The 23,807-nt window shown below is 56.3% G+C and carries 27 protein-coding genes and 2 tRNA genes; 12 read left to right on the forward strand and 17 right to left on the reverse strand.

All coding sequences use genetic code 11. The features are described from left to right. The first annotated feature begins 43 nt into the window (after positions 1-43). From ACJBF3_RS12030 to luxS, 6 genes are all read left to right on the forward strand, one after another. Positions 44-120: transfer RNA gene (locus ACJBF3_RS12030), tRNA-Arg, on the forward strand. Positions 121-183: 63 nt separating this feature from the next. Continuing rightward, positions 184-260, forward strand: a tRNA-Arg gene (locus ACJBF3_RS12035). 126 nt (positions 261-386) lie between these two features. After that, on the forward strand, positions 387-953 hold the full coding sequence (gene yqaB, locus ACJBF3_RS12040) for a fructose-1-phosphate/6-phosphogluconate phosphatase (protein ID WP_045331060.1): 567 nt from the start codon (positions 387-389) through the stop codon (positions 951-953). Beyond that, the gene (locus tag ACJBF3_RS12045; RefSeq protein ID WP_008499541.1) at positions 950-1,378 is read left to right on the forward strand and encodes a YqaA family protein; all 429 of its coding nucleotides are present in this window, start codon (positions 950-952) and stop codon (positions 1,376-1,378) included. The genes yqaB and ACJBF3_RS12045 overlap by 4 nt, the downstream gene beginning before the upstream one ends. A gap of 83 nt (positions 1,379-1,461) precedes the next feature. Next, positions 1,462-3,006 carry a glutamate--cysteine ligase gene (gene gshA, locus ACJBF3_RS12050; protein WP_045331063.1) on the forward strand — a complete coding sequence of 515 codons (1,545 nt, stop codon included), beginning with the start codon at positions 1,462-1,464 and terminating at the stop codon, positions 3,004-3,006. 153 nt (positions 3,007-3,159) lie between these two features. Further along, entirely contained in the window at positions 3,160-3,675 is a 516-nt protein-coding gene (gene luxS, locus ACJBF3_RS12055) for an S-ribosylhomocysteine lyase (protein ID WP_008499539.1), read from the forward strand. Between the two features lie 106 nt (positions 3,676-3,781). Here luxS and emrB read toward each other — a convergent pair whose 3' ends face one another. The 12 genes from emrB to ACJBF3_RS12115 all read right to left on the reverse strand — a co-directional run bounded on the left by emrB (position 3,782) and on the right by ACJBF3_RS12115 (position 16,773). After that, entirely contained in the window at positions 3,782-5,329 is a 1,548-nt protein-coding gene (gene emrB, locus ACJBF3_RS12060; RefSeq protein WP_045331065.1) for a multidrug efflux MFS transporter permease subunit EmrB, read from the reverse strand. Positions 5,330-5,345: 16 nt separating this feature from the next. Further along, on the reverse strand, positions 5,346-6,518 hold the full coding sequence (gene emrA / locus ACJBF3_RS12065) for a multidrug efflux MFS transporter periplasmic adaptor subunit EmrA (RefSeq protein WP_045331067.1): 1,173 nt from the start codon (positions 6,516-6,518) through the stop codon (positions 5,346-5,348). A 126-nt stretch (positions 6,519-6,644) separates the two neighbouring features. After that, on the reverse strand, positions 6,645-7,175 hold the full coding sequence (gene mprA / locus ACJBF3_RS12070; RefSeq protein WP_032642977.1) for a transcriptional repressor MprA: 531 nt from the start codon (positions 7,173-7,175) through the stop codon (positions 6,645-6,647). 313 nt (positions 7,176-7,488) lie between these two features. Next, the gene (locus tag ACJBF3_RS12075) at positions 7,489-8,673 is read right to left on the reverse strand and encodes an MFS transporter (protein WP_045331070.1); all 1,185 of its coding nucleotides are present in this window, start codon (positions 8,671-8,673) and stop codon (positions 7,489-7,491) included. A 201-nt stretch (positions 8,674-8,874) separates the two neighbouring features. Further along, on the reverse strand, positions 8,875-9,870 hold the full coding sequence (proX, locus tag ACJBF3_RS12080) for a glycine betaine/L-proline ABC transporter substrate-binding protein ProX (protein ID WP_045331073.1): 996 nt from the start codon (positions 9,868-9,870) through the stop codon (positions 8,875-8,877). Positions 9,871-9,879: 9 nt separating this feature from the next. After that, positions 9,880-10,944: a glycine betaine/L-proline ABC transporter permease ProW gene (gene proW, locus ACJBF3_RS12085; protein WP_045331074.1), complete on the reverse strand. Its 1,065-nt coding sequence runs from the start codon at positions 10,942-10,944 to the stop codon at positions 9,880-9,882. Next, the gene (gene proV, locus ACJBF3_RS12090; RefSeq protein WP_045331076.1) at positions 10,928-12,139 is read right to left on the reverse strand and encodes a glycine betaine/L-proline ABC transporter ATP-binding protein ProV; all 1,212 of its coding nucleotides are present in this window, start codon (positions 12,137-12,139) and stop codon (positions 10,928-10,930) included. Before proV ends, proW begins: the two co-directional genes overlap by 17 nt. A gap of 331 nt (positions 12,140-12,470) precedes the next feature. Next, a complete protein-coding gene (gene nrdF, locus ACJBF3_RS12095) occupies positions 12,471-13,430 on the reverse strand; it encodes a class 1b ribonucleoside-diphosphate reductase subunit beta (protein ID WP_045331078.1) in 960 nt (319 codons plus the stop codon). A 9-nt stretch (positions 13,431-13,439) separates the two neighbouring features. Beyond that, a complete protein-coding gene (gene nrdE / locus ACJBF3_RS12100) occupies positions 13,440-15,584 on the reverse strand; it encodes a class 1b ribonucleoside-diphosphate reductase subunit alpha (protein ID WP_045331080.1) in 2,145 nt (714 codons plus the stop codon). Continuing rightward, positions 15,557-15,967, reverse strand: coding sequence for a class Ib ribonucleoside-diphosphate reductase assembly flavoprotein NrdI (gene nrdI, locus ACJBF3_RS12105; RefSeq protein WP_045331082.1), 411 nt, complete (start codon positions 15,965-15,967; stop codon positions 15,557-15,559). The genes nrdE and nrdI overlap by 28 nt, the downstream gene beginning before the upstream one ends. Then, positions 15,964-16,203 carry a glutaredoxin-like protein NrdH gene (gene nrdH, locus ACJBF3_RS12110; RefSeq protein WP_045331084.1) on the reverse strand — a complete coding sequence of 80 codons (240 nt, stop codon included), beginning with the start codon at positions 16,201-16,203 and terminating at the stop codon, positions 15,964-15,966. The genes nrdI and nrdH overlap by 4 nt, the downstream gene beginning before the upstream one ends. 243 nt (positions 16,204-16,446) lie before the next feature. Continuing rightward, entirely contained in the window at positions 16,447-16,773 is a 327-nt protein-coding gene (locus tag ACJBF3_RS12115; RefSeq protein ID WP_045331085.1) for a DUF883 domain-containing protein, read from the reverse strand. 160 nt (positions 16,774-16,933) lie between these two features. Between ACJBF3_RS12115 and ACJBF3_RS12120 the strand changes: the two genes are divergently transcribed. Further along, a complete protein-coding gene (locus ACJBF3_RS12120) occupies positions 16,934-17,278 on the forward strand; it encodes a DUF2002 family protein (protein WP_023333165.1) in 345 nt (114 codons plus the stop codon). Positions 17,279-17,310: 32 nt separating this feature from the next. On the opposite strand, the gene alaE is transcribed toward ACJBF3_RS12120, so the two are convergent. Beyond that, a complete protein-coding gene (gene alaE, locus ACJBF3_RS12125; RefSeq protein ID WP_045331087.1) occupies positions 17,311-17,760 on the reverse strand; it encodes an L-alanine exporter AlaE in 450 nt (149 codons plus the stop codon). Between the two features lie 496 nt (positions 17,761-18,256). On the opposite strand from alaE, the gene stpA reads away from it, so the two are divergent. Then, a complete protein-coding gene (gene stpA, locus ACJBF3_RS12130) occupies positions 18,257-18,661 on the forward strand; it encodes a DNA-binding protein StpA (RefSeq protein ID WP_045331089.1) in 405 nt (134 codons plus the stop codon). A gap of 37 nt (positions 18,662-18,698) precedes the next feature. Here stpA and ACJBF3_RS12135 read toward each other — a convergent pair whose 3' ends face one another. The 3 genes from ACJBF3_RS12135 to ACJBF3_RS12145 all read right to left on the reverse strand — a co-directional run bounded on the left by ACJBF3_RS12135 (position 18,699) and on the right by ACJBF3_RS12145 (position 19,788). Then, positions 18,699-18,878: a hypothetical protein gene (locus ACJBF3_RS12135; protein ID WP_045331090.1), complete on the reverse strand. Its 180-nt coding sequence runs from the start codon at positions 18,876-18,878 to the stop codon at positions 18,699-18,701. Between the two features lie 79 nt (positions 18,879-18,957). After that, the gene (locus ACJBF3_RS12140; protein WP_045331093.1) at positions 18,958-19,479 is read right to left on the reverse strand and encodes a rhodanese family protein; all 522 of its coding nucleotides are present in this window, start codon (positions 19,477-19,479) and stop codon (positions 18,958-18,960) included. Between the two features lie 9 nt (positions 19,480-19,488). Next, positions 19,489-19,788, reverse strand: coding sequence for a helix-turn-helix transcriptional regulator (locus ACJBF3_RS12145; RefSeq protein ID WP_045331094.1), 300 nt, complete (start codon positions 19,786-19,788; stop codon positions 19,489-19,491). 179 nt (positions 19,789-19,967) lie between these two features. Between ACJBF3_RS12145 and ACJBF3_RS12150 the strand changes: the two genes are divergently transcribed. Beyond that, on the forward strand, positions 19,968-20,126 hold the full coding sequence (locus ACJBF3_RS12150) for a YqaE/Pmp3 family membrane protein (RefSeq protein WP_032642954.1): 159 nt from the start codon (positions 19,968-19,970) through the stop codon (positions 20,124-20,126). Positions 20,127-20,247: 121 nt separating this feature from the next. Then, positions 20,248-20,979, forward strand: a complete 732-nt coding sequence (locus ACJBF3_RS12155; protein ID WP_045331097.1) for a bifunctional 2-polyprenyl-6-hydroxyphenol methylase/3-demethylubiquinol 3-O-methyltransferase UbiG — start codon at positions 20,248-20,250, stop codon at positions 20,977-20,979. Here ACJBF3_RS12155 and ACJBF3_RS12160 read toward each other — a convergent pair. Continuing rightward, entirely contained in the window at positions 20,976-21,578 is a 603-nt protein-coding gene (locus tag ACJBF3_RS12160) for a short chain dehydrogenase (RefSeq protein WP_032642952.1), read from the reverse strand. The genes ACJBF3_RS12155 and ACJBF3_RS12160 overlap by 4 nt on opposite strands. Positions 21,579-21,675: 97 nt before the next feature. Between ACJBF3_RS12160 and ACJBF3_RS12165 the strand changes: the two genes are divergently transcribed. Continuing rightward, on the forward strand, positions 21,676-22,563 hold the full coding sequence (locus ACJBF3_RS12165; RefSeq protein WP_045331098.1) for a LysR family transcriptional regulator: 888 nt from the start codon (positions 21,676-21,678) through the stop codon (positions 22,561-22,563). 20 nt (positions 22,564-22,583) lie between these two features. After that, positions 22,584-23,765, forward strand: a complete 1,182-nt coding sequence (locus tag ACJBF3_RS12170) for a PLP-dependent aminotransferase family protein (protein ID WP_045331101.1) — start codon at positions 22,584-22,586, stop codon at positions 23,763-23,765. Positions 23,766-23,807: the final 42 nt, after the last annotated feature.

The raw sequence follows: 23,807 nt of genomic DNA on the forward strand, positions 1-23,807 counted from the left end.
TAGAATGATGTGAGTTTCGAGCAGTACAGTAGCAAATCCCGATGCATCCGTAGCTCAGCTGGATAGAGTACTCGGCTACGAACCGAGCGGTCGGAGGTTCGAATCCTCCCGGATGCACCATCTATTACTTCATATTGCTTTAGAGTGATGTGAGTATCGAGCAGTACAGTAGTAAATCCCGATGCATCCGTAGCTCAGCTGGATAGAGTACTCGGCTACGAACCGAGCGGTCGGAGGTTCGAATCCTCCCGGATGCACCATTTCTTCTTGTCATTCCTTCCAATGTTCAGTTCTTAATCACTCTCGTTGTTATCACTTCTCAGTCAGCGACAAAAACCACCATTTACGATAAAGTAATGCTTTGTTAATCGGTTAGCGAGAGCACGATGTACGCACAGTATGACGGTTTGATCTTCGATATGGATGGTACCCTGCTGGATACCGAACCCACGCACCGTCAAGCCTGGACTGATGTCCTGGGCCGCTACGGCATGCGTTTCGATCTCCAGGCGATGATTGCCCTCAACGGATCCCCCACCTGGCGTATTGCGCAGGCCGTGATTGAACTCAATCAGGCCGATCTCGACCCGCACCTGCTCGCGCGCGAAAAAACCGATGCGGTAAAAGCCATGCTTTTAGATACCGTACGCCCTCTGCCGCTGATTGAGGTGGTCAAAGAGTGGCACGGGCGTCGGCCTATGTCGGTAGGAACAGGCAGCGAAAGCGCGATTGCTGAGGCATTACTCAACCATCTTGGCCTGCGCCACTATTTTTCTGCCGTGGTCGCCGCCGATCATGTTAAACATCACAAGCCCGCACCGGACACCTTTCTGCTCTGCGCAGAATTAATGGGCGTCCCGGCGACAAAATGCGTCGTGTTTGAAGATGCCGATTTTGGTATCCAGGCCGCGCGTGATGCCGGAATGGATGCGGTGGATGTGCGCTTACTGTGAGTGACGCGCTGTCACTCGCCTCATTATTCGCCAGCAGTTTTTTAAGCGCCACGCTGTTACCGGGCAATTCGGAAGTGGTGCTGGTGGCGATGCTGTTGTCCGGCGTGAGTCAGCCCTGGCTGCTTGTATTAATAGCAACAATGGGTAATAGCCTTGGAGGGCTGACTAACGTTATTCTTGGGCGTTTCTTTCCGCTGCGCGAAAAATCGCGCTGGCAGGAAAAGGCAGTGGGCTGGCTAAAACGCTATGGCGCTGCCACGCTGTTATTAAGCTGGATGCCTGTAATAGGCGATTTACTGTGTCTGCTGGCGGGATGGATGCGCATCTCCTGGGGACCGGTGCTCTTTTTTTTGTGCCTTGGCAAGGCGTTGCGCTATGTTCTCGTGGCGTGGGCAACACTACAGGGTATGACGTGGTGGCACTAATTGGTGGAATGAATACGCGACCTTCAATCGTCAACCATTACAATTATGCTGAGTAACATTACTTTGACAGGCGGGAGGTCAATTTGATCCCGGACGTATCTCAGGCGCTGGCCTGGCTGGAAAACCACCCTCAGGCATTGAAGGGTATTCAGCGTGGTCTTGAGCGTGAAACGCTGCGCGTTAACGCGGACGGTAGCTTAGCGACAACGGGTCACCCGAAGGCGTTAGGCTCGGCGCTGACACATAAATGGATCACAACCGATTTTGCTGAAGCGCTGCTGGAGTTCATTACGCCAGTAGAGGGTGATATTGATCATATGCTGACGATCATGCGCGATATCCATCGCTACACCGCGCGCAACATGGGCGACGAACGTATGTGGCCTCTCAGCATGCCGTGCTATATCGAGCAGGGCCAGGAGATTGAGCTGGCGCAGTACGGCACGTCAAATATCGGACGGCTGAAAACGCTCTATCGCGAAGGGCTAAAGAACCGCTACGGCGCGTTGATGCAGACGATCTCGGGCGTGCATTATAACTTCTCGCTGCCCATGGCGTTCTGGCAGGCGAAATGCGGTGAAACGGATAAAGACGCGATTTCAGCGGGCTACTTCCGCCTGATCCGCAACTATTACCGTTTCGGCTGGGTGATCCCGTATCTGTTTGGTGCTTCCCCGGCGATATGTTCTTCGTTCCTGCAGGGGAAACCGACCACGCTGCCGTTCGAGAAAACCGAGTGTGGGATGTACTATCTCCCGTACGCCACCTCTCTGCGCCTGAGCGATCTCGGCTATACCAATAAATCGCAAAGCAATCTCGGTATTACGTTTAACGAATTGCACGAATATGTGGCAGGATTGAAGCGGGCGATCAAAACCCCGTCGGAAGAGTACGAGAAAATCGGCCTCGAAAAAGACGGCAAGCGCCTGCAGATCAACAGCAACGTGCTGCAGATTGAAAACGAGCTGTATGCGCCAATTCGTCCTAAGCGCGTGACGCGCAGCGGTGAAACGCCGTCGGATGCGCTACAGCGCGGCGGAATTGAATACATCGAAGTGCGTTCGCTGGATATTAACCCGTTCTCACCGATTGGCGTTGATGAGCAGCAGATTCGCTTCCTGGATCTGTTTATGGTCTGGTGCGTGCTGGCGGATGCGCCGGAAATGAGTGCAGATGAACTGCTCTGCACCCGCACAAACTGGAACCGCGTGATTCTGGAAGGGCGTAAACCGGGCCTGACGCTGGGTATCGGCTGCGAAACGGCACAGTTCCCGCTGACCAAAGTCGGCAAAGATCTGTTCCGTGACCTGAAGCGTGTTGCCCGAACAATGGACAGCATCGACGGCGGCGACGCGTATCAACAGATCTGCGACCAGCTGGTGGAATGCTTTGATAACCCGGAACTGACGTTCTCAGCACGCATTCTGCGTTCTATGATCGATCAGGGCATTGGCGGCACGGGGCGTTCACTCTCAGCCGAGTACCGTGAGATGCTGATGCAGGAGCCGTTAGAAGTGCTGAGCGAAGCGGATTTTGCAGCGGAACGCGATGCGTCCGTTGTGCGTCAGAAAGAGGTTGAAGCGGCGGATACCGAGTCGTTTGAGGCGTTTCTGGCGAAGCAGGCTTAAGCAGAAAAGAAAAAGGCCACATCGCTGTGGCCAAAATATACATCTCTGAATTCAGGGATGATGATAACAAATGCGCGTCTTTCATATACTCAGACGCGCATTCTGTAGAAGAGTTCAGTTTATTTTAAAAAAAATCACTATCGGAGGTGACGTATGCCGTTATTAGATAGCTTTACTGTCGACCATACCCGTATGGAAGCACCTGCAGTCCGCGTGGCGAAGACCATGCACACCCCGCACGGCGACACGATCACCGTCTTCGATCTGCGTTTCTGCGTGCCGAACAAAGAAGTGATGCCGGAGAAAGGCATTCATACGCTGGAACACCTGTTCGCGGGTTTCATGCGTGACCACCTGAACGGCAACGGCGTTGAGATCATCGACATCTCTCCGATGGGCTGCCGTACCGGTTTCTACATGAGCCTGATTGGTCAGCCGGAAGAGAAACGCGTTGCAGATGCGTGGAAAGCGGCGATGGAAGACGTGCTGAAGGTGAAAGAGCAGAACCAGATCCCTGAGCTGAACGTTTACCAGTGCGGGACTTACCAGATGCACTCTCTGGAAGAAGCGCAGGAGATCGCGCGTCACATTATCGAGCGTGATGTTCGCGTGAACAGCAACGAAGAGCTGGCTTTGCCAAAAGAAAAACTGCAGGAACTGCACATCTAGTACCGTGCCTGTAGGTGCCCGGTAGCGCTGCGCTTACCGGGCCTACAAGACCTCAAACCGTAGGCCGGATAAGGCGTAGCCGCCACCCGGCATCCAGCGCACAGGATTAGTGCGCGCCGCCACCCCCGCCACCGGCGCCAAACGGCGGCCTCGCAAACCACACCAGCCCCAGCAGGACGATGAAGATCCCTGCCGATATCCAGAAAATCTCGTTTGCAGAGATAATCAGCCCCTGGTTAGTGATCTGCTGGGCTATCCAGCCGGATGCCTGCTGCTCCGTCATGCCCATCCCCTGAAGCTGGCTGTACATCTCCCGGGAGTTAGGGTTAAACGGGTTCACCGCTTCCGTTAGCTGCGCGTGGTGCATCGACTCGCGGTTGGTCCAGAGGGTCGTGGTGATCGACGTCCCGATGGAACCCGCCAGCGTACGCGTAAAGTTCGACAGGCTTGATGCTGCCGCCATGCGCTCGGGCGGTAAGCCGGAAAGCGTAATGGTCGTCAGCGGCATAAAGAAGCACGCCACGGCGAAGCCCTGAATGAACTGCGGCCACGCGGACGCGCCAAAGTCCATGCCCGGCTCGAACGTATACGCGCGCCAGTAGAAGCACACCGCGTACATGATAAAGCTGAACGTCACCAGCCTGCGCATGTCGAGCTTGTGGGCGAAGCGGCCGATAATTGGCGACAGCAGGACCGGAATGACACCCACCGGCGCAGAGGCTAAACCTGCCCAGGTGGCGGTATAGCCATAGACCTCCTGCAGCAGCTGCGGCAGCAGAACGATCGCGCCGAAGTAGAGCATGTAGGCGAGGCTAATACACAGACAGCCGATGGTGAAGTTTCGCGACTTAAACAGCGAGAGATCGACGATCGGGTTATCGTCCGTCAGCTCCCAGACGATCAGGAAGCTCAGCGATATCACCGCGACAACGGTCAGCACGATAATCTCTGTCGAGTTAAACCAGTCCAGCTCTTTACCCTGATCGAGCATGACCTGCAGGCTACCGATGCCGACCACCAGCAGCGCCAGGCCAACGGCGTCAATGCGCCGCTGCTCCGTTCGGGTCTCGCGACCGCGCAGCGTTTGCAGGGTGAGCATCACCACCAGCGCACCAATCGGCACGTTGATGAAGAAGATCCAGCCCCAGTGGTAGTTATCGCTGATATAGCCGCCGAGGATAGGCCCGCAAATTGGCGCGACAATGACCGTCATCGACCACAGCGCCAGCGCGACAGAGCGCTTAGCGGGCGGATAGTTGTTAAGCAGCAAACTCTGCGACAGCGGAATCAGCGGCCCGGCCACGATCCCCTGAATGACGCGGAAGAAGATCAGCATCGTCAGGCTGCTGGACATGCCGCACGCCCAGGAGGCGAGCACGAACAGTATCGTTGACCAGAGGAACAGCTTCACCTCACCGACGCGCTTTGCCAGCCAGCCGGTGATCGGAATGGAGATGGCGTTCGCCACCCCGAATGAGGTAATGACCCAGGTCCCCTGGCTCAGCGACGAGCCAAGGTTACCGGCGATGGTTGGGATCGCCACGTTTGCGATGGTGGAGTCCAGCACCTGCATGAATGTCGCCAGCGACAGCGCAATGGTCATAATGACCAGCTGCGCGCCTTCCAGCGGTTTTTGCGGCTTTTGCTGTTGCATAACGCTCACCTTCGGATTAACCGGCGTTTGCCTTCACGATGTCATCGATCAGCTTGTTGACCGGATCGAGGCTAATTTCACGGGCGTTACTTTCATAAGCCGGGCTGCTGCGCACCTGGCTTGCCAGGATCTGACCGTCGCGGTTGGCGGTGTCCACCGTCACAAGCGTAGAGAGGCCAATACGCAGCGGATGGTCGGCGAGCTGTTTCGCATCCAGCTCGATACGCACCGGCAGACGCTGAACCACTTTGATCCAGTTACCGGTGGCGTTTTGCGCGGGCAGCAGGGAGAAGGCGCTGCCGGTCCCCATATCCAGGCCGACCACTTTTCCGGTGTACTTCACGTCATCGCCGTAGATGTCGCTGACCACCGTCGCGGTCTGGCCGATACGCATGTGCGCAAGCTGCGTCTCTTTAAAGTTGGCGTCGACCCACAGGTTGTCTGCCGGTACGACCGCCATCAGCGGCGTGGTTGGGCTAATCTGCGCCCCTGGCTGGACGGAACGACGGGAGACGTAGCCGGTCATCGGGCTGACGATTTTGGTACGCTCAAGGGCAAGCCACGCGTTACGCACTTCGGTCGCCGCCTGCTGAACGGCGGGCTGGTTTTCCAGGCTGGTGCCCAGCACCATCGCCTGGTTGGCGTTGTACTGTTGAATCGCCACATCCAGCTGCGCCTGGGCGCTGGCAACGGCGTCGCGGGCGTGCTGCAGCTCTTCACGGCCAATCAGGTTGGCGGTGCCGAGCGGCACGCGGCGGTTCAGGTCGCTCTGCGCCTGCGCCAGCGCGGTTTTCTGCACGTCGATGTTGGCCTGCAGCTGTTTGCTGTTGATCATCAGCTGGCGGGTCTGACGGACGCTGGAGGCCAGCGCGGTCTTTGCTTTTTCAAATGCCTGCTGCGCGTCGGTTGGATCGAGGGTCACCAACACATCGCCTTTTTGCACAAAGTCGGTATTGTCAGCCCAGACTTTCGTCACGCTGCCCGACACCTGCGCCATAATTTGTACCTGGTTCCCTGCCACGTAGGCGTCGTCTGTCTCTTCAGCATGACGCAGTACTAAAAACCAATAGATCCCATATGCCACGGCAATAATGATAAAGAGCAAGGTCAACAGAAGAAGGGCGCTCTTACGTTTGCCTTTCTTGTTGCCCGGCTGCTGCGGGGTAGTGCTCTCCGCATTTGCGCTCATTGTAGTTCTCCACGATCTTCTTATTTTCACATCGGCTGAGCCGACCTGTTGTCAGAAAGGCCAGCAGTGTGACGTGCTGGCCTGTCGGTTTTCTTATGAATCTGGAATGGTGAGCGTGTCGTCGCCTTAGCGCAGCGCCTCAAGAATGGCGCCGTCTTCATCCATCTGGTCCAGACGGGTGAGCAGCTTGCGAGTGATGTGCTCAAGCTGGTCGCGCTCGGCGGTGCTGAGGGCGGACCAGAGTTTGTGAAGGCAATTGTGCTGAGGTGGCAGCACTTCGCGCAGGAATTCGTGACCTTTCTCGGTCAGCTGCAGGTGCAGGCAGCGGCGATCGTTGTCGCTTTCACGGCGCTCAATCCAGCCGCGCTTTTCGAGTTCATCGGCAATACGGGTGGCATTGGTGCGGGAGGAGCCCAGCGCGCAGCTCAGTTCGGAAGGCTGAATGCTGTGATTTTCCTGAGACTCCAGCGTAATCAACGCCATAAACAACGTCTCGTTAATCCCTTGAGCTTTCAGCATTTTATTGCGGTTTTCCAGTAGCTTACCCTGCATGTGCATGCACAGGCGAGTCAGCAGGATTTCCTGATACGGGAAGTCCTCATGGCGACTGGCGCGGAATTTAAGCATTTGTTCAATGGGCGTAAACGAACTATCCATTTGGGCATAACCTCATTAATTACAGCCGATATAGTAACGATAGTGACAAATAATGTAAATGAATTATTTGTGCGGTTATATCCGCCAAACTTATGTCACCATCAGAAAGCGCCGGGTAAGTCCGTGACCCGGTGAGCACAGAAAGCGTAGGGTGTGAACCCGTGGAAGAGAGGATGTGAGGACGGGGGTCTGAACTATTCATGCCAATTGTAGATATGTCACCCACATTAAAATTTCTGGGATAAATGATTACGTTTACCTTAACAGACTGCAGGGCCTCTTAACACCCTAAGAGGCCAACGCAATGTAAAACTTAGTGTATTGCTTCCTGGCGATGGTAGCCGCGCCACCATACAAGAAGGTTGAGCGCGGCGACGATGGCCCCAATCCCACACACGCCCGACCAGCCACCATGCTGCCATGCCGATGCAGAAATTAATGAACCGGCTGCGCCCCCGATGAAGTAGCTGGTCATGTATCCGGCGGTGAGGCGGTTACGCGCCTCTGGCTTCACGCGATAGATGACGGTCTGGTTGGTAATGTGAACGCCCTGAACGGTAAGATCCAACACCAGGATACCGACGATCAGCGCCAGCACCGAGATGTGCCCATACCAGATTGCCCCCCAGGAGAGCAGGAGTAAAACCAGCCCTGCGGAGGTGGTCACGTGGGATTTGCCCTTGTCGGCCAGCCCGCCAGCGGGACGCGCGCCCAGTGCGCCAGCGGCACCGGCCAGACCGAACAGGCCAATCACCCCTTCGGAATAATTGAACGGCGGCGCGGCCAGCAGAAACGCCATCGACGTCCACAGAATGCTGAAGTTGGCGAAGGTGAAACAGCCCAGCAGGGCGCGGGTACGCAGAAGCTTATCCTGGGTGAACAGACTGAAAACGGAGGCCAGCAGCTGCGGGTAGTTCAGGTGATTTTCCTGCTTCACCTTTGGCAGCCCGCGCCACAGCGCCAGCGCCATCACCACCATCAGCACGCTCGCCACCCAGTAGACGGTGCGCCAGCCGCCGAGGCTTGCCAGCAGCCCTGCCACGGTTCGGGCCAGTAAAATCCCCAGCAGCAGGCCGCTCATGATGGTGCCCACCACCTTGCCGCGTTTTTCCGGGGAGGCGAGGGTCGCAGCGAGCGGCACCAGGATTTGCGCCACCACGGAGAACAGCCCCGTGAGCGCGGTACCGACGATCATCATCGTCAGCGACTGGCTGCTGGCGGTGATCAGCATCCCACCGGCGGCCAGCAGGGTCATGGAGACGATGAGCATTCGCCGTTCAAACATATCGCCGAGCGGCACCAGGAATAGCAGCCCGGCGGCATAGCCGAGCTGTGCTGCCGTCACGATGAAGCCAGCGGAGCTGGCGGAAAGGTTGAACGCGCGGGCGATGGTGTCGAGAAGCGGTTGCGCGTAATAGTTGCTGGCGACCGCCAGACCCGTTGCCACGGACATTAAAAGGATGAGTGCGGGGCTAAGCCCCTGAGCTGTTTTTGTCATTTGTTTCAGGAATCGTTAGTTAAGTGATTATTTTTCCGGAAACAATAATAGCGAATGATTGTGAAGGGTGGGGGATTGTTATGTGTGTGTTTGTGCGGTTAATCCCCTCACCCCAGCCCTCTCCCCAAAGGGGAGAGGGTGTATAAAGTCCCCTCTCCCCTTTGGGGAGAGGGTTAGGGTGAGGGGTAGGGTTTTGTTTTTTTACTTCTGCGCCGCCAGCGCCTCTTTCACCCAGCCGTCAAACTGCTGCTGGTGGGCTTTGATCCAGCCGTCAACGTGGCCTTTAACATCCGCTTCAGACGATTTGCCCGCATGCATCATCGCGTTCTGGGCATTGATGTCCGCCAGCGGCAGCTTCATCACCGAGAACAGCTTCGCCGCCGCCGGGTTTTTCTCCGCCCAGGCTTTGTTGGCCACGATATGCATCGTGTTCACCGGGAAGCCGTAGTTCATGCCGTTCGGCAGCCTGGTGTCGATATCCTTCTGCTCGCCCGGCAGGGAGGAGAACGGCACCTGCAGCCACACCACGTCTTTACCCGGCTTCAGCACGTCGCTCACCCAGTACGGCGTCCAGGTGTAGTAGATCACCGGTTTCCCCTCTTTGAAGCGGGCAATGGTGTCGGCCATCATCGCAGAATAGTTGCCGTGGCTCACGTCGACCGTTTTCGCCAGATCGAAGGCTTTGTTCTGGTGGTTAATCACCGCTTCACAGCCCCAGCCCGGCGAGCAGCCCATCATGTCGGCCTTGCCGTCACCGTTGGTATCAAACAGTTTGGCGATCGCTGGATCTTTCAGCTGTTCAATGTTGGTGATGTGGTACTTGTCGGCGGTTTTCTTGTCGATCAGATACCCCTGCGCGGCGCCGGTCACGAAGGTGCCCTCGCGATAGAATTTCTTGTCGCCACCGGCGGCTGCATACATGTCGTCATGCAGCGGCTGCCAGTTGACGGCGGTAAAGGTGGCATCGCCGGAGGCAATCGAGGTGTAGCCGACGTTGTAATCCACTTCACTCGGCGTGTTGACCGTATAGCCCAGCTTCTCCAGCGCGCGGCTGACGAGCTGGGTCTGGAAGCTCTCTTCGGAAATGGTGCTCTGCACCGGCTGTACGGTAATGCCTTTTCCCGGCAGGTCTGCCGCAAACGTGCTGGTGGAGACAAGGGTGGCAAACGCTGTGGCAAAAAGTACGTTATGTCGCATCGTTGTTCCTTATTTTGTAAATGGGCGGGTGATTAACCCGACAGGGCCGGTGCTATACCAGCGACGGTTGCCGCGACTGCGTGAATCACGACCAACGGCCTGAGTCAGGCGGTCAAGAATAATGGCGAGGATCACAATCCCGACGCCGCCGACGGTAGCCAGCCCCATGTCGAGACGGCCAATGCCGCGCAGTACCATCTGTCCCAGGCCGCCCACGGCGATCATCGAGGCAATCACCACCATCGAGAGCGCGAGCATCAGCGTCTGGTTAACGCCCGCCATAATGGTCGGCATCGCCAGCGGGAGCTGAACCTTAAACAGCATCTGGCGCGGGCTGGCACCGAACGACCGTGACGCTTCAATCAGATCCGCTGGCACCTGGTTAATCCCCAGAATGGTCAGACGGACGATCGGCGGCAGGGCGAAGATAATGGTCACCACCACGCCCGGCACGTTGCCGATGCCGAACAGCATCACGATAGGCACCAGATAGACGAACGCCGGGGTGGTCTGCATCGCATCCAGCAGCGGACGAATAATCTTCGCCGCCCGCGGGCTGCGCGCCAGCCAGATCCCCATCGGCAGGCCGATGACAATGCAGAAGAGCAGGGCGGTCAGCACCAGCGCCAGGGTGATCATCGCCTGCGACCAGGCGCCAATCGCGCCGATGGCAACCAGCGAAATCAGCGTGGCGACCCCCATTCCTGCGCTACCGAACTGCCAGGCGATCAGGGAGAAGAGGATAATCGCCACCGGCGCCGGCATGCCCAGCATCAGCTGCTGGAAGCCGTTGAGGATGTAATCCACCGGGATGCGTATCCCCTGGAAGACCGGACGGAAGTGCGTGACTACCCAGTCGATCCCCTCCGTGACCCAGCTGTCGAGCGGGATCAGCGTCTTGTGGAATGGATCCATAATGTTGAAATGCTCTGGCGCAGGCGCGGGAGCGCTGTTGAGCCAGTCAGCCGCGCCGCCGCCGTCGGCGGGGGCTGGCGTGGAACCCCACGCATCGGCGGATTGTGCAGCGCTGTCCGCTGCTTCGGTCGTGCCCCACGGGTTAGATTGATCGGTCATTGTTTGCCCCCTCGCGATCTAAAGCCTGCAGCAGCATCCGTTTTGAGATGATGCCGACGTACTGTTGCTCCTCACCCACGACCGGCACGGCGCACGGTGCCTGGCCGACGTGAGAGAGTAATTCGCTGAGCGGCGTTTCGGCGTCCACGGCAAGCGGAGCGTCAATTAGCGCCGCATCGATCCCCTGGTTTTCACCAAGCGCGGATTTCAGGGAGTCGATGGAGACAATGCCGACAAATCTATTGCCGCGTTCAACCAGATAACCGTATTCACGATCTTCGTCCTGCAGCAGCTTCAGCGCCGATCGCGGGCCAAAACCCGGCGTTTTACGGATGATGCCGTTTGGCGTTCGACGGGCAATATCTTTGGCGCTAAACACCTGGCTAATATCCACGCCGCGGAAGAAGGTGCGCACATAATCATTCGCCGGATTATTGAGAATTTCATCCGGCGTGCCGACCTGCACCACTTCACCGTTTTGCATAATGGCAATACGGTCGCCAATACGCATGGCTTCATCCAGATCGTGGGAAATAAAGACAATCGTTCGCTGATGTTTAGCCTGTAATTTTACCAGCTCATCCTGCATCTCGGTGCGAATTAACGGATCGAGGGCGGAGAAGGCTTCATCCATTAATAAAATGTCGGGATTAATGGCTAATGCACGGGCTAATCCCACGCGCTGACGCATCCCGCCGGAAAGTTCATCCGGATAAGCATGCGCATAATTTTCCAGCCCGACCTGACGCAGTGCGTCAAGGGCTTTTTCCTGACGTTCCTGCGCGGGCGTGCCGGCTAATTCCATCCCGAAAGCGGTATTATCCAGCACCGTCATGTGCGGCATCAGCGCGAAGGACTGGAACACCATCGCAATCTTCTTTCTGCGCACCTCGCGAAGCTCGGCCTCTGATATTCTGGCGATATCCACGCCGTCAATCAGCACCTGTCCGCGGGTGGGTTCAATCAGGCGATTGAGAAGGCGAACCATAGTGGATTTACCCGAACCGGATAATCCCATGATGACAAAAATCTCGCCTTCTTCAATGGCCAGACTGGCGTCTTTAACGCCAAGCGATAGCCCGGTTTTTTCCAGAATTTGCTCTTTGGTAAGGCCTTTCTCAATATATTTGAATGCGCGCTGCGGATGCTCGCCAAATACTTTATAAAGATTTTTCACTTCTAATTTAATTGCCATGCAATAGGGTGTTTCCTGTTATTTGTTTATGCCAATATGATTACCATGGTAAATTGTTAACGGGCATAACCCTAACATACTGAGAATCTGAGACAACCCTGAGTCAGGCTGAGGCCGTAATTTTGACGCAAGCGAAACGGCTGAATTTCCCATGAATAAAGGGCTGAGGGCGGTTTGAATTTTTCTCAATTTTTTGCTGCTGCACTGGGGAATTTCGCCTGAACCGGAATGATTCAGGCGAATATGACGCGGAAATGACAGTGTAGTTGTTATGTAAATATTAGAGAGGAAATTGTTGGGTTTATATTAAATTAACAAACGTTAGCGTTCATCAAAAATCCCAATCTTCATCCTCGGTTTCTACCGCTTTGCCCATCACGTACGATGAACCCGATCCCGAGAAGAAATCGTGGTTTTCGTCAGCGTTAGGCGACAGCGCGGAGAGAATAGCCGGGTTCACCTCGGCCATCTCCGGCGGAAAAAGCGCGTCGTAACCCAGGTTCATCAGCGCCTTGTTGGCGTTGTAGCAGAGGAACGCTTTGACATCCTCTTCCCAGCCCGTTCCGGCATACAGTTCCTCGGTATAGCTCAGCTCGTTGTCGTACAGATCCATCAGCAAATCGAGCGCAAAGCCTTTAAGCTCCTCGCGCTTCGCCTGGTCCACTTTCTCCAGCCCTTTCTGATACTTATAGCCAATGTAGTATCCGTGCACCGCTTCATCCCGAATGATGAGGCGAATCAAATCGGCGGTGTTGGTGAGCTTGCCCCGGCTCGACCAGTACATGGGCAGCCAGAAGCCGGAATAGAAGAGGAAAGATTCCAGGAACACGCTGGCGATCTTCTTCTTCAGCGGCTCGTCGGCCCGGTAATACGCCAGCACCAGCTCCGCCTTTCTCTGAAGTGATTCGCTCGCTTCGCTCCAGGCGTAGGCCGCGTCCACGTCTTTGGTCTGGCACAGCGTGGAAAATATCGAGCTGTAGGAGCGGGCATGTACCGCCTCCATAAAGCTGATGTTCGACATCACCGCCTCTTCGTGCGGCGTCAGCGCGTCGCCCATCAGCGCCGGTGCGCCGACGGTATTCTGAATGGTGTCCAGCAGCGTCAGGCCGGTAAAGACGCGGATCGTCAGCTGCTGTTCGGCGTGGCCGAGCGTTTGCCAGGCCGGAATATCGTTGGAAAGCGGAACCTTTTCCGGCAGCCAGAAGTTGCTGGTCAGGCGGTTCCACACCTCCAGATCTTTGTCATCCTGGATTTTGTTCCAGTTAACGGCGCTCACGCGTGACAGTTTCATCCTTTCTCCTTACAGCGCGCAGGACACGCAGCCTTCAATTTCGGTGCCTTCCAGCGCAAGCTGGCGCAGGCGAATGTAGTAGAGCGTTTTGATGCCTTTCTTCCAGGCGTAGATCTGCGCTTTGTTGATATCCCGCGTGGTGGCGGTATCCGGGAAGAACAGCGTCAGCGACAGCCCCTGATCCACATGTTTTGTCGCCTCGGCGTAGGTATCGATGATTTTTTCCGGGCCGATCTCATACGCGTCCTGATACAGCGCCAGGTTTTCATTGGTCATAAACGGGGCAGGGTAGTAAACGCGTCCGGTTTTGCCTTCCTTACGAATTTCAATTTTCGACACGATCGGATGAATGCTCGACGTGGCATGGTTAATGTAGGAAATCGATCCGGTCGGCGGCACGGCCTGCAGGTTCTGGTTATAGATGCCGTAGCGCATCACGTCGTCACGCAGCTGCTGCCACATCTCGCGCGTCGGCAGGGTAATCCCCGCGCGGGCAAAGAGATCGCGCACTTTTTCGGTTTTCGGCTGCCAGTCGCCTTCCAGATACTGGCTGAAATAGGCCCCGCTGGCGTAGCGCGACTGTTCAAAACCCGCGAACCGCTGGCTGCGCTCGCGCGCCAGCATCATCGAGGTATGCAGCGCGTGCCAGGTAATGGTGTAAAAATAGAGGTTGGTAAAATCCAGCCCTTCCGGACTGCCGTAGGCGATGCCTTCCCGCGCCAGATAGCCGTGCAGGTTCATCTGCCCCAGCCCGATGGCGTGCGATGCGGCGTTGCCCGCTTCAATAGACGGCACGCTGCGGATGTGGCTCATGTCCGACACCGCCGTCAGCCCGCGGATGGCGGTTTCCACCGTGCGGCCAAAGTCGGGTGAATCCATCGTGTGTGCGATATTCAGCGACCCGAGGTTGCAGGAGATATCTTTGCCGATATCCGCGTAGTCCAGGTTTTCGTCGTAGGCTGACGCGCTGTTGACCTGCAAAATCTCCGAGCACAGGTTGCTCATGTTGATGCGCCCGGCAATCGGGTTCGCGCGGTTTACCGTATCTTCATACATGATGTACGGATAGCCGGACTCAAACTGGATCTCCGCAAGCGTCTGGAAGAAATCGCGGGCGTTGATATATTTTTTGCGAATGCGATCGTCGGCCAGCAGCTCCTCGTAGCGCTCGCTGATGGCCACGTCGCCAAAGGCTTTACCGTAAATACGCTCAACGTCATACGGGGAGAAGAGCGCCATCCCGGCATTCTCTTTGGCCAGCTTAAAGGTGATATCCGGGATCACCACCCCCAGCGACAGGGTTTTGATACGGATTTTCTCATCGGCGTTTTCGCGTTTGGTATCGAGAAAACGCAGAATGTCCGGGTGGTGCGCGTGCAGGTAAACCGCCCCCGCTCCCTGACGCGCGCCAAGCTGGTTGGCATAGGAGAACGCATCCTCAAGCATCTTCATTACCGGGATCACGCCGGAGGACTGGTTTTCGATGCGCTTGATCGGCGCGCCCGCTTCGCGCAGGTTAGAGAGCAAAAACGCCACGCCGCCGCCGCGTTTGGAAAGCTGCAGCGCCGAGTTTACCGCGCGGCCAATCGACTCCATATTATCTTCGATACGCAGCAGGAAGCAGGAAACCAGCTCCCCGCGCTGGGCTTTGCCGCAGTTGAGGAAGGTGGGCGTGGCGGGCTGGAAGCGACCGGAGAGGATCTCGTCGGTGAGCTGCTCCGCCAGCGCTTCGTCGCCCTGCGCCAGCGTCAGCGCCACCATCACCACGCGATCTTCAAAGCTTTCCAGGTACCGTTTACCGTCGAAGGTTTTCAGGGTGTAGCTGGTGTAGTACTTCCACGCGCCAAGAAACGTCTGGAAGCGAAAGCCGCTGGCGTGCGCGCGTTCAAACAGCTTCACCACGAAGGTACGTTCGTAGCGGGTGAGCGTGCGCGCGTCGTAGTACCCCTCGTTCACGAGATAGTCGAGACGTTCATTCTGGTTTGCAAAAGCCACGCTGTTGGGCCGCACGTGGGCGGCAAAAAAGGCGTCCACCGCCTCCCTGTCTTTATCGAACTGAATGCGCCCCTCGCGATCGTAGAGGTTAAGCATTGCGTTGAGTGCGTGGTAATCCGGTGTCGCCTGAATCACCCGTTCTGCGGTTGTCGTTGCCAAAATTCGTTCACTCCTTTACGCACGTTTTCGACGTCCTGCTGTGTCCCCATCAGCTCAAAACGATAGAGATACGGCACGCCGCATTTTTGAGAGATGACGTCCCCGGCGCGGCCAAAAGCATCGCCGAAATTGCGATTCCCTGCCGCGATAACCCCGCGGATCAGCCCGCGATTGTGGGGATCGTTCAGAAAGCGGATCGCCTGACGAGGCACGGCACCTGCCGTACCGCCACCGCCATAGCTGGGCACCACCAGAATGTAAGGCTCTTCTACCCGGATCCGCTCCCGCTCGTTAAGCGGAATGCGAACCGCGGGCAGCCCGACGCGCTCAATGAAGCGGAGCGTGTTTTCCGAGCTGCTGGAGAAGAACACCAGCCTGCTCATGCCCGGGCGGCCTGCGCGGCGAGGCGGTTAATCATGTCCGGGCGAAAGCCGGACCAGCTTGTCTCCCCGGCAACCACCACGGGAAGCTGACGAAACCCTTGGGCGCGCAGGGTATCGGCGGCCTCGGGGACCTGGTCAATATTCACCATCTCAAACGCTACGCCGCGGCTCTCCATCGCCCGTTTAGTGGCGTGGCACTGAACACAATCGTTACGAGTGTAAATAATAATGCTCATGATTCGTATTTCCATTTAAAATGAGGGGGCGGCGCGAATCATCGCGTCAGGTTGTGTGTGTCTTGCTAAGAGAGATACTAGATGTAGTTGCCTTAAGTTTCAACCATACAAGATATGGGAAATTCAGATTGATGTTGCCCTAGTGATGAGCACAGCGGGGCAGGGCAGACCATGCGGGTTTTACAGGCGAGAAGGCAAAGAAAAGCCCCGGCGCCTGAGGCAGCCGGGGCTAAGAAGGTGCGCTTACTTACGCAGGCTAAGCAGGGCGCCGACGAAGATCCCGACCGCCGCGACCGTGCCCAGCGTGTAAAGCGGTTTTTCGCGCACGAAGCTGGTAGCGCAGCTGACCGCATCGCAGGCGGCCTGAGTGGTTCGCGTACGCCCGTTTAAACGCGCGCGGGTTTCACGGAGCAGAGACTGAGCCTTACGTTTTGCGGCATCCGCTTCGTCCTTCGCGTCACTTCCCCAGGACTTCAGCACCTCTTCCAGCGTGTCCGCTAATTGGCTGACATCATTACGAATATCCTGAGCGTCGTCATTAATATCGTTTCGGTTCGGTCTGTTAAACATACGATCCTCCGTAATTTTGTGTTCCCGTTCAGTTTAGTTCATAAATTTAATATCTGAAGCGCATCACGCGTTATCCGCCAGTTTATGGACTATTCTGAAAGCCCTGCTAATGCTGAATACTGTAAGGTTGCCGGGCAGGAAAAGATAACGAGGAAAAGATATGTATTTACGACCTGATGAGGTGGCACGCGTTCTTGAAAAAGAGGGATTCACCATGGACGAGGTGACATCAAAAGCGTATGGATATCGCCGCGGCGAGAATTATGTTTACGTTAATCGCGAAGCAAGAATGGGACGTACCGCGCTCATTATTCACCCGACGCTGAAAGACAGAAGTCTGTCATTTGCTGAGCCTGCCTCGGATATTAAAACCTGCGATCACTATCAGCAATTCCCGCTCTATTTAGGCGGGGAACGGCACGAGCATTATGGTATTCCGCATGGTTTCAGTTCGCGTATGGCGCTGGAACGGTTTTTGAAGGGACTGTTTGGCGACGTGCAATAAATTCGCGACTGGCGTGCGCCAGTCGCTTCACATTACGCTTTTGCCTGGCCGTAGTGGCTGACCTTGAACAGGCGGCGGCAGTAGTCAAGGAAATAGCCGTATACCGCCCCCATCAGCATTGAAACCACAATATTCGAACTCACTGCCGCGGCGATCTGGTGCCAGTCCGCACCCACCGTCAGCAGAATGGCCACGTAAACCGGCGACTGGAACGTCACATACGCCAGAACGTCCGCCAGGTTTTTCACCCAGCCAGCGGGGCTGATACGACGCGCGAAACGCATAACCGCATCGCGGTATAGCCCGTAAGGCCATGCAATAATAATATTGACCGGGATCGCCACCAGACGAGAAGAAAGTGACTGCTCGAAGGTCATTCCGGAGAGGAATATTTCGATCAGCATGTTCACAACGGAACAGTAGACAACCATCGCGAAAGTATCCGCCACGGCATGGCGGAGGCGTGATTGCGGTGAGAACATGTCTGAACTCCTTGAGAAGAACACAAAAAAGAAACGATTTTCCCGAAGCGACTAGTGCTTTAGGTTGGTTTGTTGGACGTGTATAGCGTATATCTCTGCGTTTGAACTAACAACTAGTGATTAATTTTTATTTAATCGCCTTTTGTCCACAAAATTCTCTAAATTTGGTTGTTTTTTGTTCGGTTCGTTATAATCTGTCTCGATTAAACTTTTTGATATAAAAATCAAATAGTTATTTTTTTTGACGTTAAGAGGAGGATCCTTCTGCCTGCCTGTGGCGAAGAATGCTGGAATTTGGATTAAAGTTGACCATTTATATTGATGTGATGATTGAATCTATGAGGATCCCACAAGCAGCATGAGATAATATTAACGATCCGAGTAAAGGCTATTCCCATTATTGTCTGAACGACCCTGCGGGTAGATATTTCAACGAAAATGAATTATTCTGGCGGCGATTTATCTATTTACCCTAAAGAAAAGGTTTTCAAATAATATGTCTTTGACGTTACAGAATCTTAATAATATCCGAACTCTGCGCGCCATGGCCCGCGAATTAACCCTGGACGTTCTTGAGGAAATGCTGGAAAAGGTCAGGGTCGTTGCTGAAGAGAAACGGAGCGAGCAGGCGGAATTAGAGCAGCAGCGTGCTGAGCAGCAGGAGAAAATTAATGCCCTGCTGGAGCTGATGAAAGCCGATGGTATTTCACCGACCGACCTGCTGGGCTCCGAGCTGGCGCAGGCGGGTAAGCCAGCGAAAAAGCGTAAGCCGCGTGAAGCAAAATATCGCTTTATCGACCAGAACGGTGAAGAGAAAACGTGGACCGGCCAGGGCCGCACGCCGAAGCCGATTGCCAGCGCGCTGGCAAACGGGAAATCACTGGATGATTTTCTGATCTAAGGCGTTAACCGGGCGGAATATTCCGCCCGGCTGTCTGTTAGCAGACGCCGAAATCACCTTCTTCGGTATACGGCGCCACATCGGCCGCTTTCAGCGTATATTTCTCGCCCTGTTCATTACTCGCCTGAACCGCCACAATCGTATCACCGTTCACTTCGAGCACTTTCAGTTTCGGACCGCCTTTACGCGGTTGCACATAATCACCGACAGAAAACATATTACCTCCTCATCGTTTTAGCGATCTTCACCTTAGCCCACGCATGACGCCGGGTACAGTGACTTTCACCGATTACTGCTTATGAGGTACGACGGTTCCAGGGCATAACCTTAAGCAGTCTCGCCATGCCGCAAAAGCCCGTCATACCGGCGAACAGCAGCCCGGCTCCCACAAAACCGCTGAGCAGGAAAAAGCCGCTGGAGACGCTATAACCCAGCACCACGCCGCAGAGTATCAACAGCCCGGCGGCAATTTGCACCTGGCGCATCAGCGGCAGCGGCTGGGATCTGTCTTCGACGGTCGGCAGCCCGGCCTGCTTCCAGCCCTGAATACCACCTTCCACCACAAATGCCCGAGCGGGCGCGGCGGCCCGGGCAAGGCGGTCGGCATTGCCCGACGTCCGGGCGCCGGACTGGCAGTGAAAAATCACCGTTTCACCCGCCTGCGCGTTAAGAGCGCCGGATAGGGTTTCCAGCGGCACCAGCCTCGCGGTGGGAATATGCTCGCGGGCGTACTCGTCGCTATCGCGAATATCAATCAGTTTTGCGCCTTCAGAGATGCGGGCATTGGCCTCGCGCGGCGAAAGAAGGGGAAGTGACATGGGCGCTCCTTACGGGCAATAAAGGGTTTTCAGGGTGCTGATGAGCTGATGTACCGCATCGTTTTTAATGAAGTACAGAATGCGCTGCGCCTCGCGGGTGCTGTCGATAAGCCCTTCCTCACGCATGCGTGCCAGATGCTGCGAGGTAGCGGAAGGACTCAGCCCCGTGGCCCGCGCCAGGTCGCCCGCGCGGGTGCCGGGGGTCCCGCATAATGTGCAGAGGATCAGCAGCCGATGCGGGTTGCTCATGGCTTTCAACAGGGCGGCGGCCTGCTCGGCGCTGGCCTGGAGTTGTTCAAGTTCTGTCATGTTATTTTAGCACTCCCTTAATTAAGGTAATGCTAAATTAATCCCGCACTTTACACCAGCGTTAAAAGCGTAAAAGAGGGTAAATGGGACGGGTCTGAATGGCAGAAGCCGATAAGCTGGCTACGCTTACAGTCATTACTCTTTTTTATTTTCAACTGGTTAGCGTATACGGAGTGTTTATGGGTTTTTGGCGTGTTGTCTTTACGATTATTCTCCCTCCGCTGGGCGTGCTGCTCGGCAAGGGGTTTGGCTGGGCGTTTATCCTGAATATTATTCTGACCTTGCTGGGCTACATCCCCGGACTTATCCACGCGTTTTGGGTACAAACCAAAAGCTAAGCTCGCCTTAGCTGTCGGTCAGCATGCGCGAGTTCTGGCGCGTTTTGCAGGTCGGGTAAGGCGAGGCCGCCGCCCGACAATGCAGTATACTGCTATGCATATTCTTTAAGAGGGATCTGCCATGGCACAAAATATCTACGACAATCCGGCATTTTTCGAAGGCTACGCCCAGCTTCCGCGCTCGGTGCAGGGCCTGGACGGCGCGCCGGAGTGGCCCGCGCTGAAAAACATGCTGCCTGATTTAACCGGTAAATCGGTTGTCGATCTCGGCTGCGGCTACGGCTGGTTCTGCCGCGCCGCGCGTGAACTGGGCGCTTCTGACGTCACGGGCGTTGATATTTCCGAAAAGATGCTTGCCCGGGCAGCAGAGCTTACCGCGGACCCACAGATCCGGTATCAGCGCAGCGATCTGGAGTCGCTCAGACTCGACGAAAACAGCCTCGACCTTGTCTACAGCTCGCTTGCGCTGCACTACCTCCCGGAACTGAACACGCTATTCGCCAGCGTTCAGCGCGCGCTCAAACCCGGCGGCAGCCTGGTTTTTTCGATGGAGCACCCGATCTACACCTGCGCCACGCGTCAGGGCTGGCTGACCGACGATAAGGGCGAGCGGTTCTGGGGCGTGAATCACTATCAGGACGAAGGCAAGCGCGTCAGCAACTGGCTGGCGGATGGGGTAATTAAGTATCACCGCACGCTGGGCACTACGCTTAACGCGCTGATCAAGGCCGGGTTAACGATAAGCGACGTCAATGAGTGGGGACCCACGCAGGCGCAGGTCGATGCCTGGCCCGCGCTGGCCGAAGAGGCGGAGCGTCCGATGCTGGTGCTGATCGCCGCCCGCAAGGCTTAATACCCGACCTTATACACTCGCCCGCTCTGCACTCCTTCCACGCTGCGACGGTAGGCCTGGGCCACGGTTGCGGCGGGGACGCTCTCAAAGCCCGGGAAGAAGCCGTCGTACGCTTCCGCGGATTCCGTCAGGACCGTTGGGCTAATCAGGTTGATGCGGATCCCGCGAGGCAGTTCGCAGGCGGCGGCGCGAACGAACCCTTCCAGCGCGGCATTCACCGTGGTGGCATTCACCCCCTGCGCAATCGGCTCGTGCGCGACAATCCCGCTTATCAGCGTAATCGAGCCGCCTTCGTTGAGGTAGTGCTGGCCGGTCAGCGCCAGACGCACCTGCCCCAGCAGCTTGTCCTGCAGGCCCTGGTTGAAGTCGCTGTCTTTCATGGTCGCGAGCGGGCCGAAGTGGAGGCCGCCGCTGGCGGACACAATGGCGTCCACCCTACCGATTTTCTCAAACAGCGCCTGCACGCTCGCCTGCGAGGTGATATCTACCCGGTAGTCGCCCTGCGTGCGGCCCACGCGAATGACCTCGTGGCGACGACTCAGCTCTTCCGCTACTGCCCGACCAACCGTACCGCTGGCACCAATAATGACGATTTTCATAGCCGACTCCTTATGTTGTGAGCCTTCATTCTTTAATAAATAAAAACGCAGATAAACTGGGCTAAAGTTAGAAGATTGCTAATCAGAGGTTTGGAATATGGATAAGCTTCGCGGCATGGAGACGTTTATCGCGGTGGTAGAGAGCGGCAGTTTTACCGGTGCGGCTGCACGGCTGGAGATGTCGGCGGTGATGGTGGGAAAGTACGTTGCGCTGCTGGAATCACAGCTCGGCACCCGCCTGCTGGAGCGTAACACGCGGCGTCAGAGCCTGACCGATGCCGGTCGCGTCTATTTTGAAGAGGCCAGACGGGTTCTTGAGCAGGTCTCCATTGCCGAAAACGCGGTTGAACGCCTGCGCGCCGCGCCCGCCGGAACCCTGCGCGTCACGGCGCCTACGTCATTTGGCGGCTGCGTCATTGCCCCGCTGACGGCAACCTTTTTACAGCGCTACCCGGAGGTACGCGTCGAGCTGGATCTCACTAACCGGATGGTCGATCTGGTGGAAGAGGGCGTCGATCTCGCCATCCGCATTGGTGACGTTGGCAATGACGATCTGGTGGCGAAATACCTGTGCCCCTACAACATGGTGATCTGCGCCGCGCCGGACTATTTAGCGCGCCACGGCACGCCGCAAACGCCTGCCGATCTGGTGGATCATCTCTGTCTTTCGCATACGGTGTGGACCGCGCGCAACGAGTGGCGGCTGCCGGGTCAGGAAGGGGAGGTGCGCTGGAAACGCGATGCCGTATTACGGTGTAACGACGGCTACGGGCTGCGGATGGCGGCAAGAGCCGGGGCGGGATTACTGCTGCAGCCAGAAGTGCTGGTGGCGGAAGAGCTGGCAAGCGGCAGTCTGATTCGGGTGCTCGAACCGTTCACCCCCGCGCCGAGGCCGGTGCATTTACTGTGGCGTCAGGATTTACGCCCCCTGCCCAAGCTGACGGAATTTATCGCCCATATTCTGCTAAGATTGAGCACACTATAAAAACAGAAGGTAAGCAAAGAATGTCCGTGAGTAAACTCGCCAGCAGCGCGCAGGGCCTGCAATCATCCGCCATCCGTGAATTATTAAAACATAGCAAAATGGCGGGTGTGATCTCGCTGGGGGGCGGTATCCCTAACCCTGACCTGTTCGATCGCGAAGGGCTGAAAATGGCGGCGGATGCCGTATTGTCTCAGCATTTTGGCGAGGCGTTTCAGTACGGCCTGACCGAAGGCATCCCCGGGCTGCGGGAAGAGATCCAGCGGATTTGCGAGGGGCGAGGCATTCGCTGTAAGGCTGATGACGTGGTGGTGACCTCCGGTTCGCAGCAGTCCCTTGACGTGCTGGCGCGCGCGTTAATTAACCCCGGCGATATTGTCGTCGTCGAGCGTCCAACCTATCTTGCTGCCCTGCAGGTATTTGGCCTGGCGCAGGCGAATTTTGAATCCGTGGGCACCGACGGCGACGGCATGAAGATCGACGAACTCGAAGCGCTGGCGGCAAATAAGACGATTAAAGCGGTCTATATTGTCCCGACGTTTGGTAACCCGGGCGGCGTAACGCTGTCTGAAGCGCGCCGTAAACAGCTGGTGGAATTATCGAAGCGCTATGACTTCGTCATTATTGAAGACGATCCGTACAGCGAAATTAATTATACCGATGAGATCTTCCGTCCGTTAATTGCCCATGCGAAAGACATCGGCAACGAAGAGAACGTGGTGTACACCTCAACCTTCTCTAAAATTCTCGCGCCGGGCACGCGCGTGGGCTGGGTGCTGGTGCCGGAATGGCTGAAGCGCGCGGTGGTTAACCTTAAGCAAACCACCGATCTGCACACCAGCACGCTGTCGCAGTTAATGACGTATGAGTACCTGAAAACCGGTCGTCTGGCGGCGCAGATCAAGACGATCCGCGAAGCCTATCGCCAGAAATACCAGACGTTTGCAACGGAACTTGAGGCCGAGCTGGGGGGGGTGATGTCTTTCCATAAGCCGAAGGGCGGCATGTTCCTGTGGGCCAGAATGAATAATGGCATGAACACCACCCGCTGGCTGGAAAAAACGTTAAGTAACGGCGTAGTATTTGTGCCGGGCGAATTTTTCTATTGCAATGATCCAGACCACTCGACGCTGCGCATGTCGTTTGTCACGCCAACGGATGAAGCGCTGAAGGAAGCGGTTCAACGCCTGAAAAAATCGCTGTAAAAGACCTGCGCATAATGGCTTCTCTGCCGTTATGCGCAATAC

The sequence above is a fragment of the Enterobacter sp. PP-008-ECC_S150 genome (assembly GCF_045257065.1).
Classification (GTDB): domain Bacteria; phylum Pseudomonadota; class Gammaproteobacteria; order Enterobacterales; family Enterobacteriaceae; genus Enterobacter; species Enterobacter chengduensis.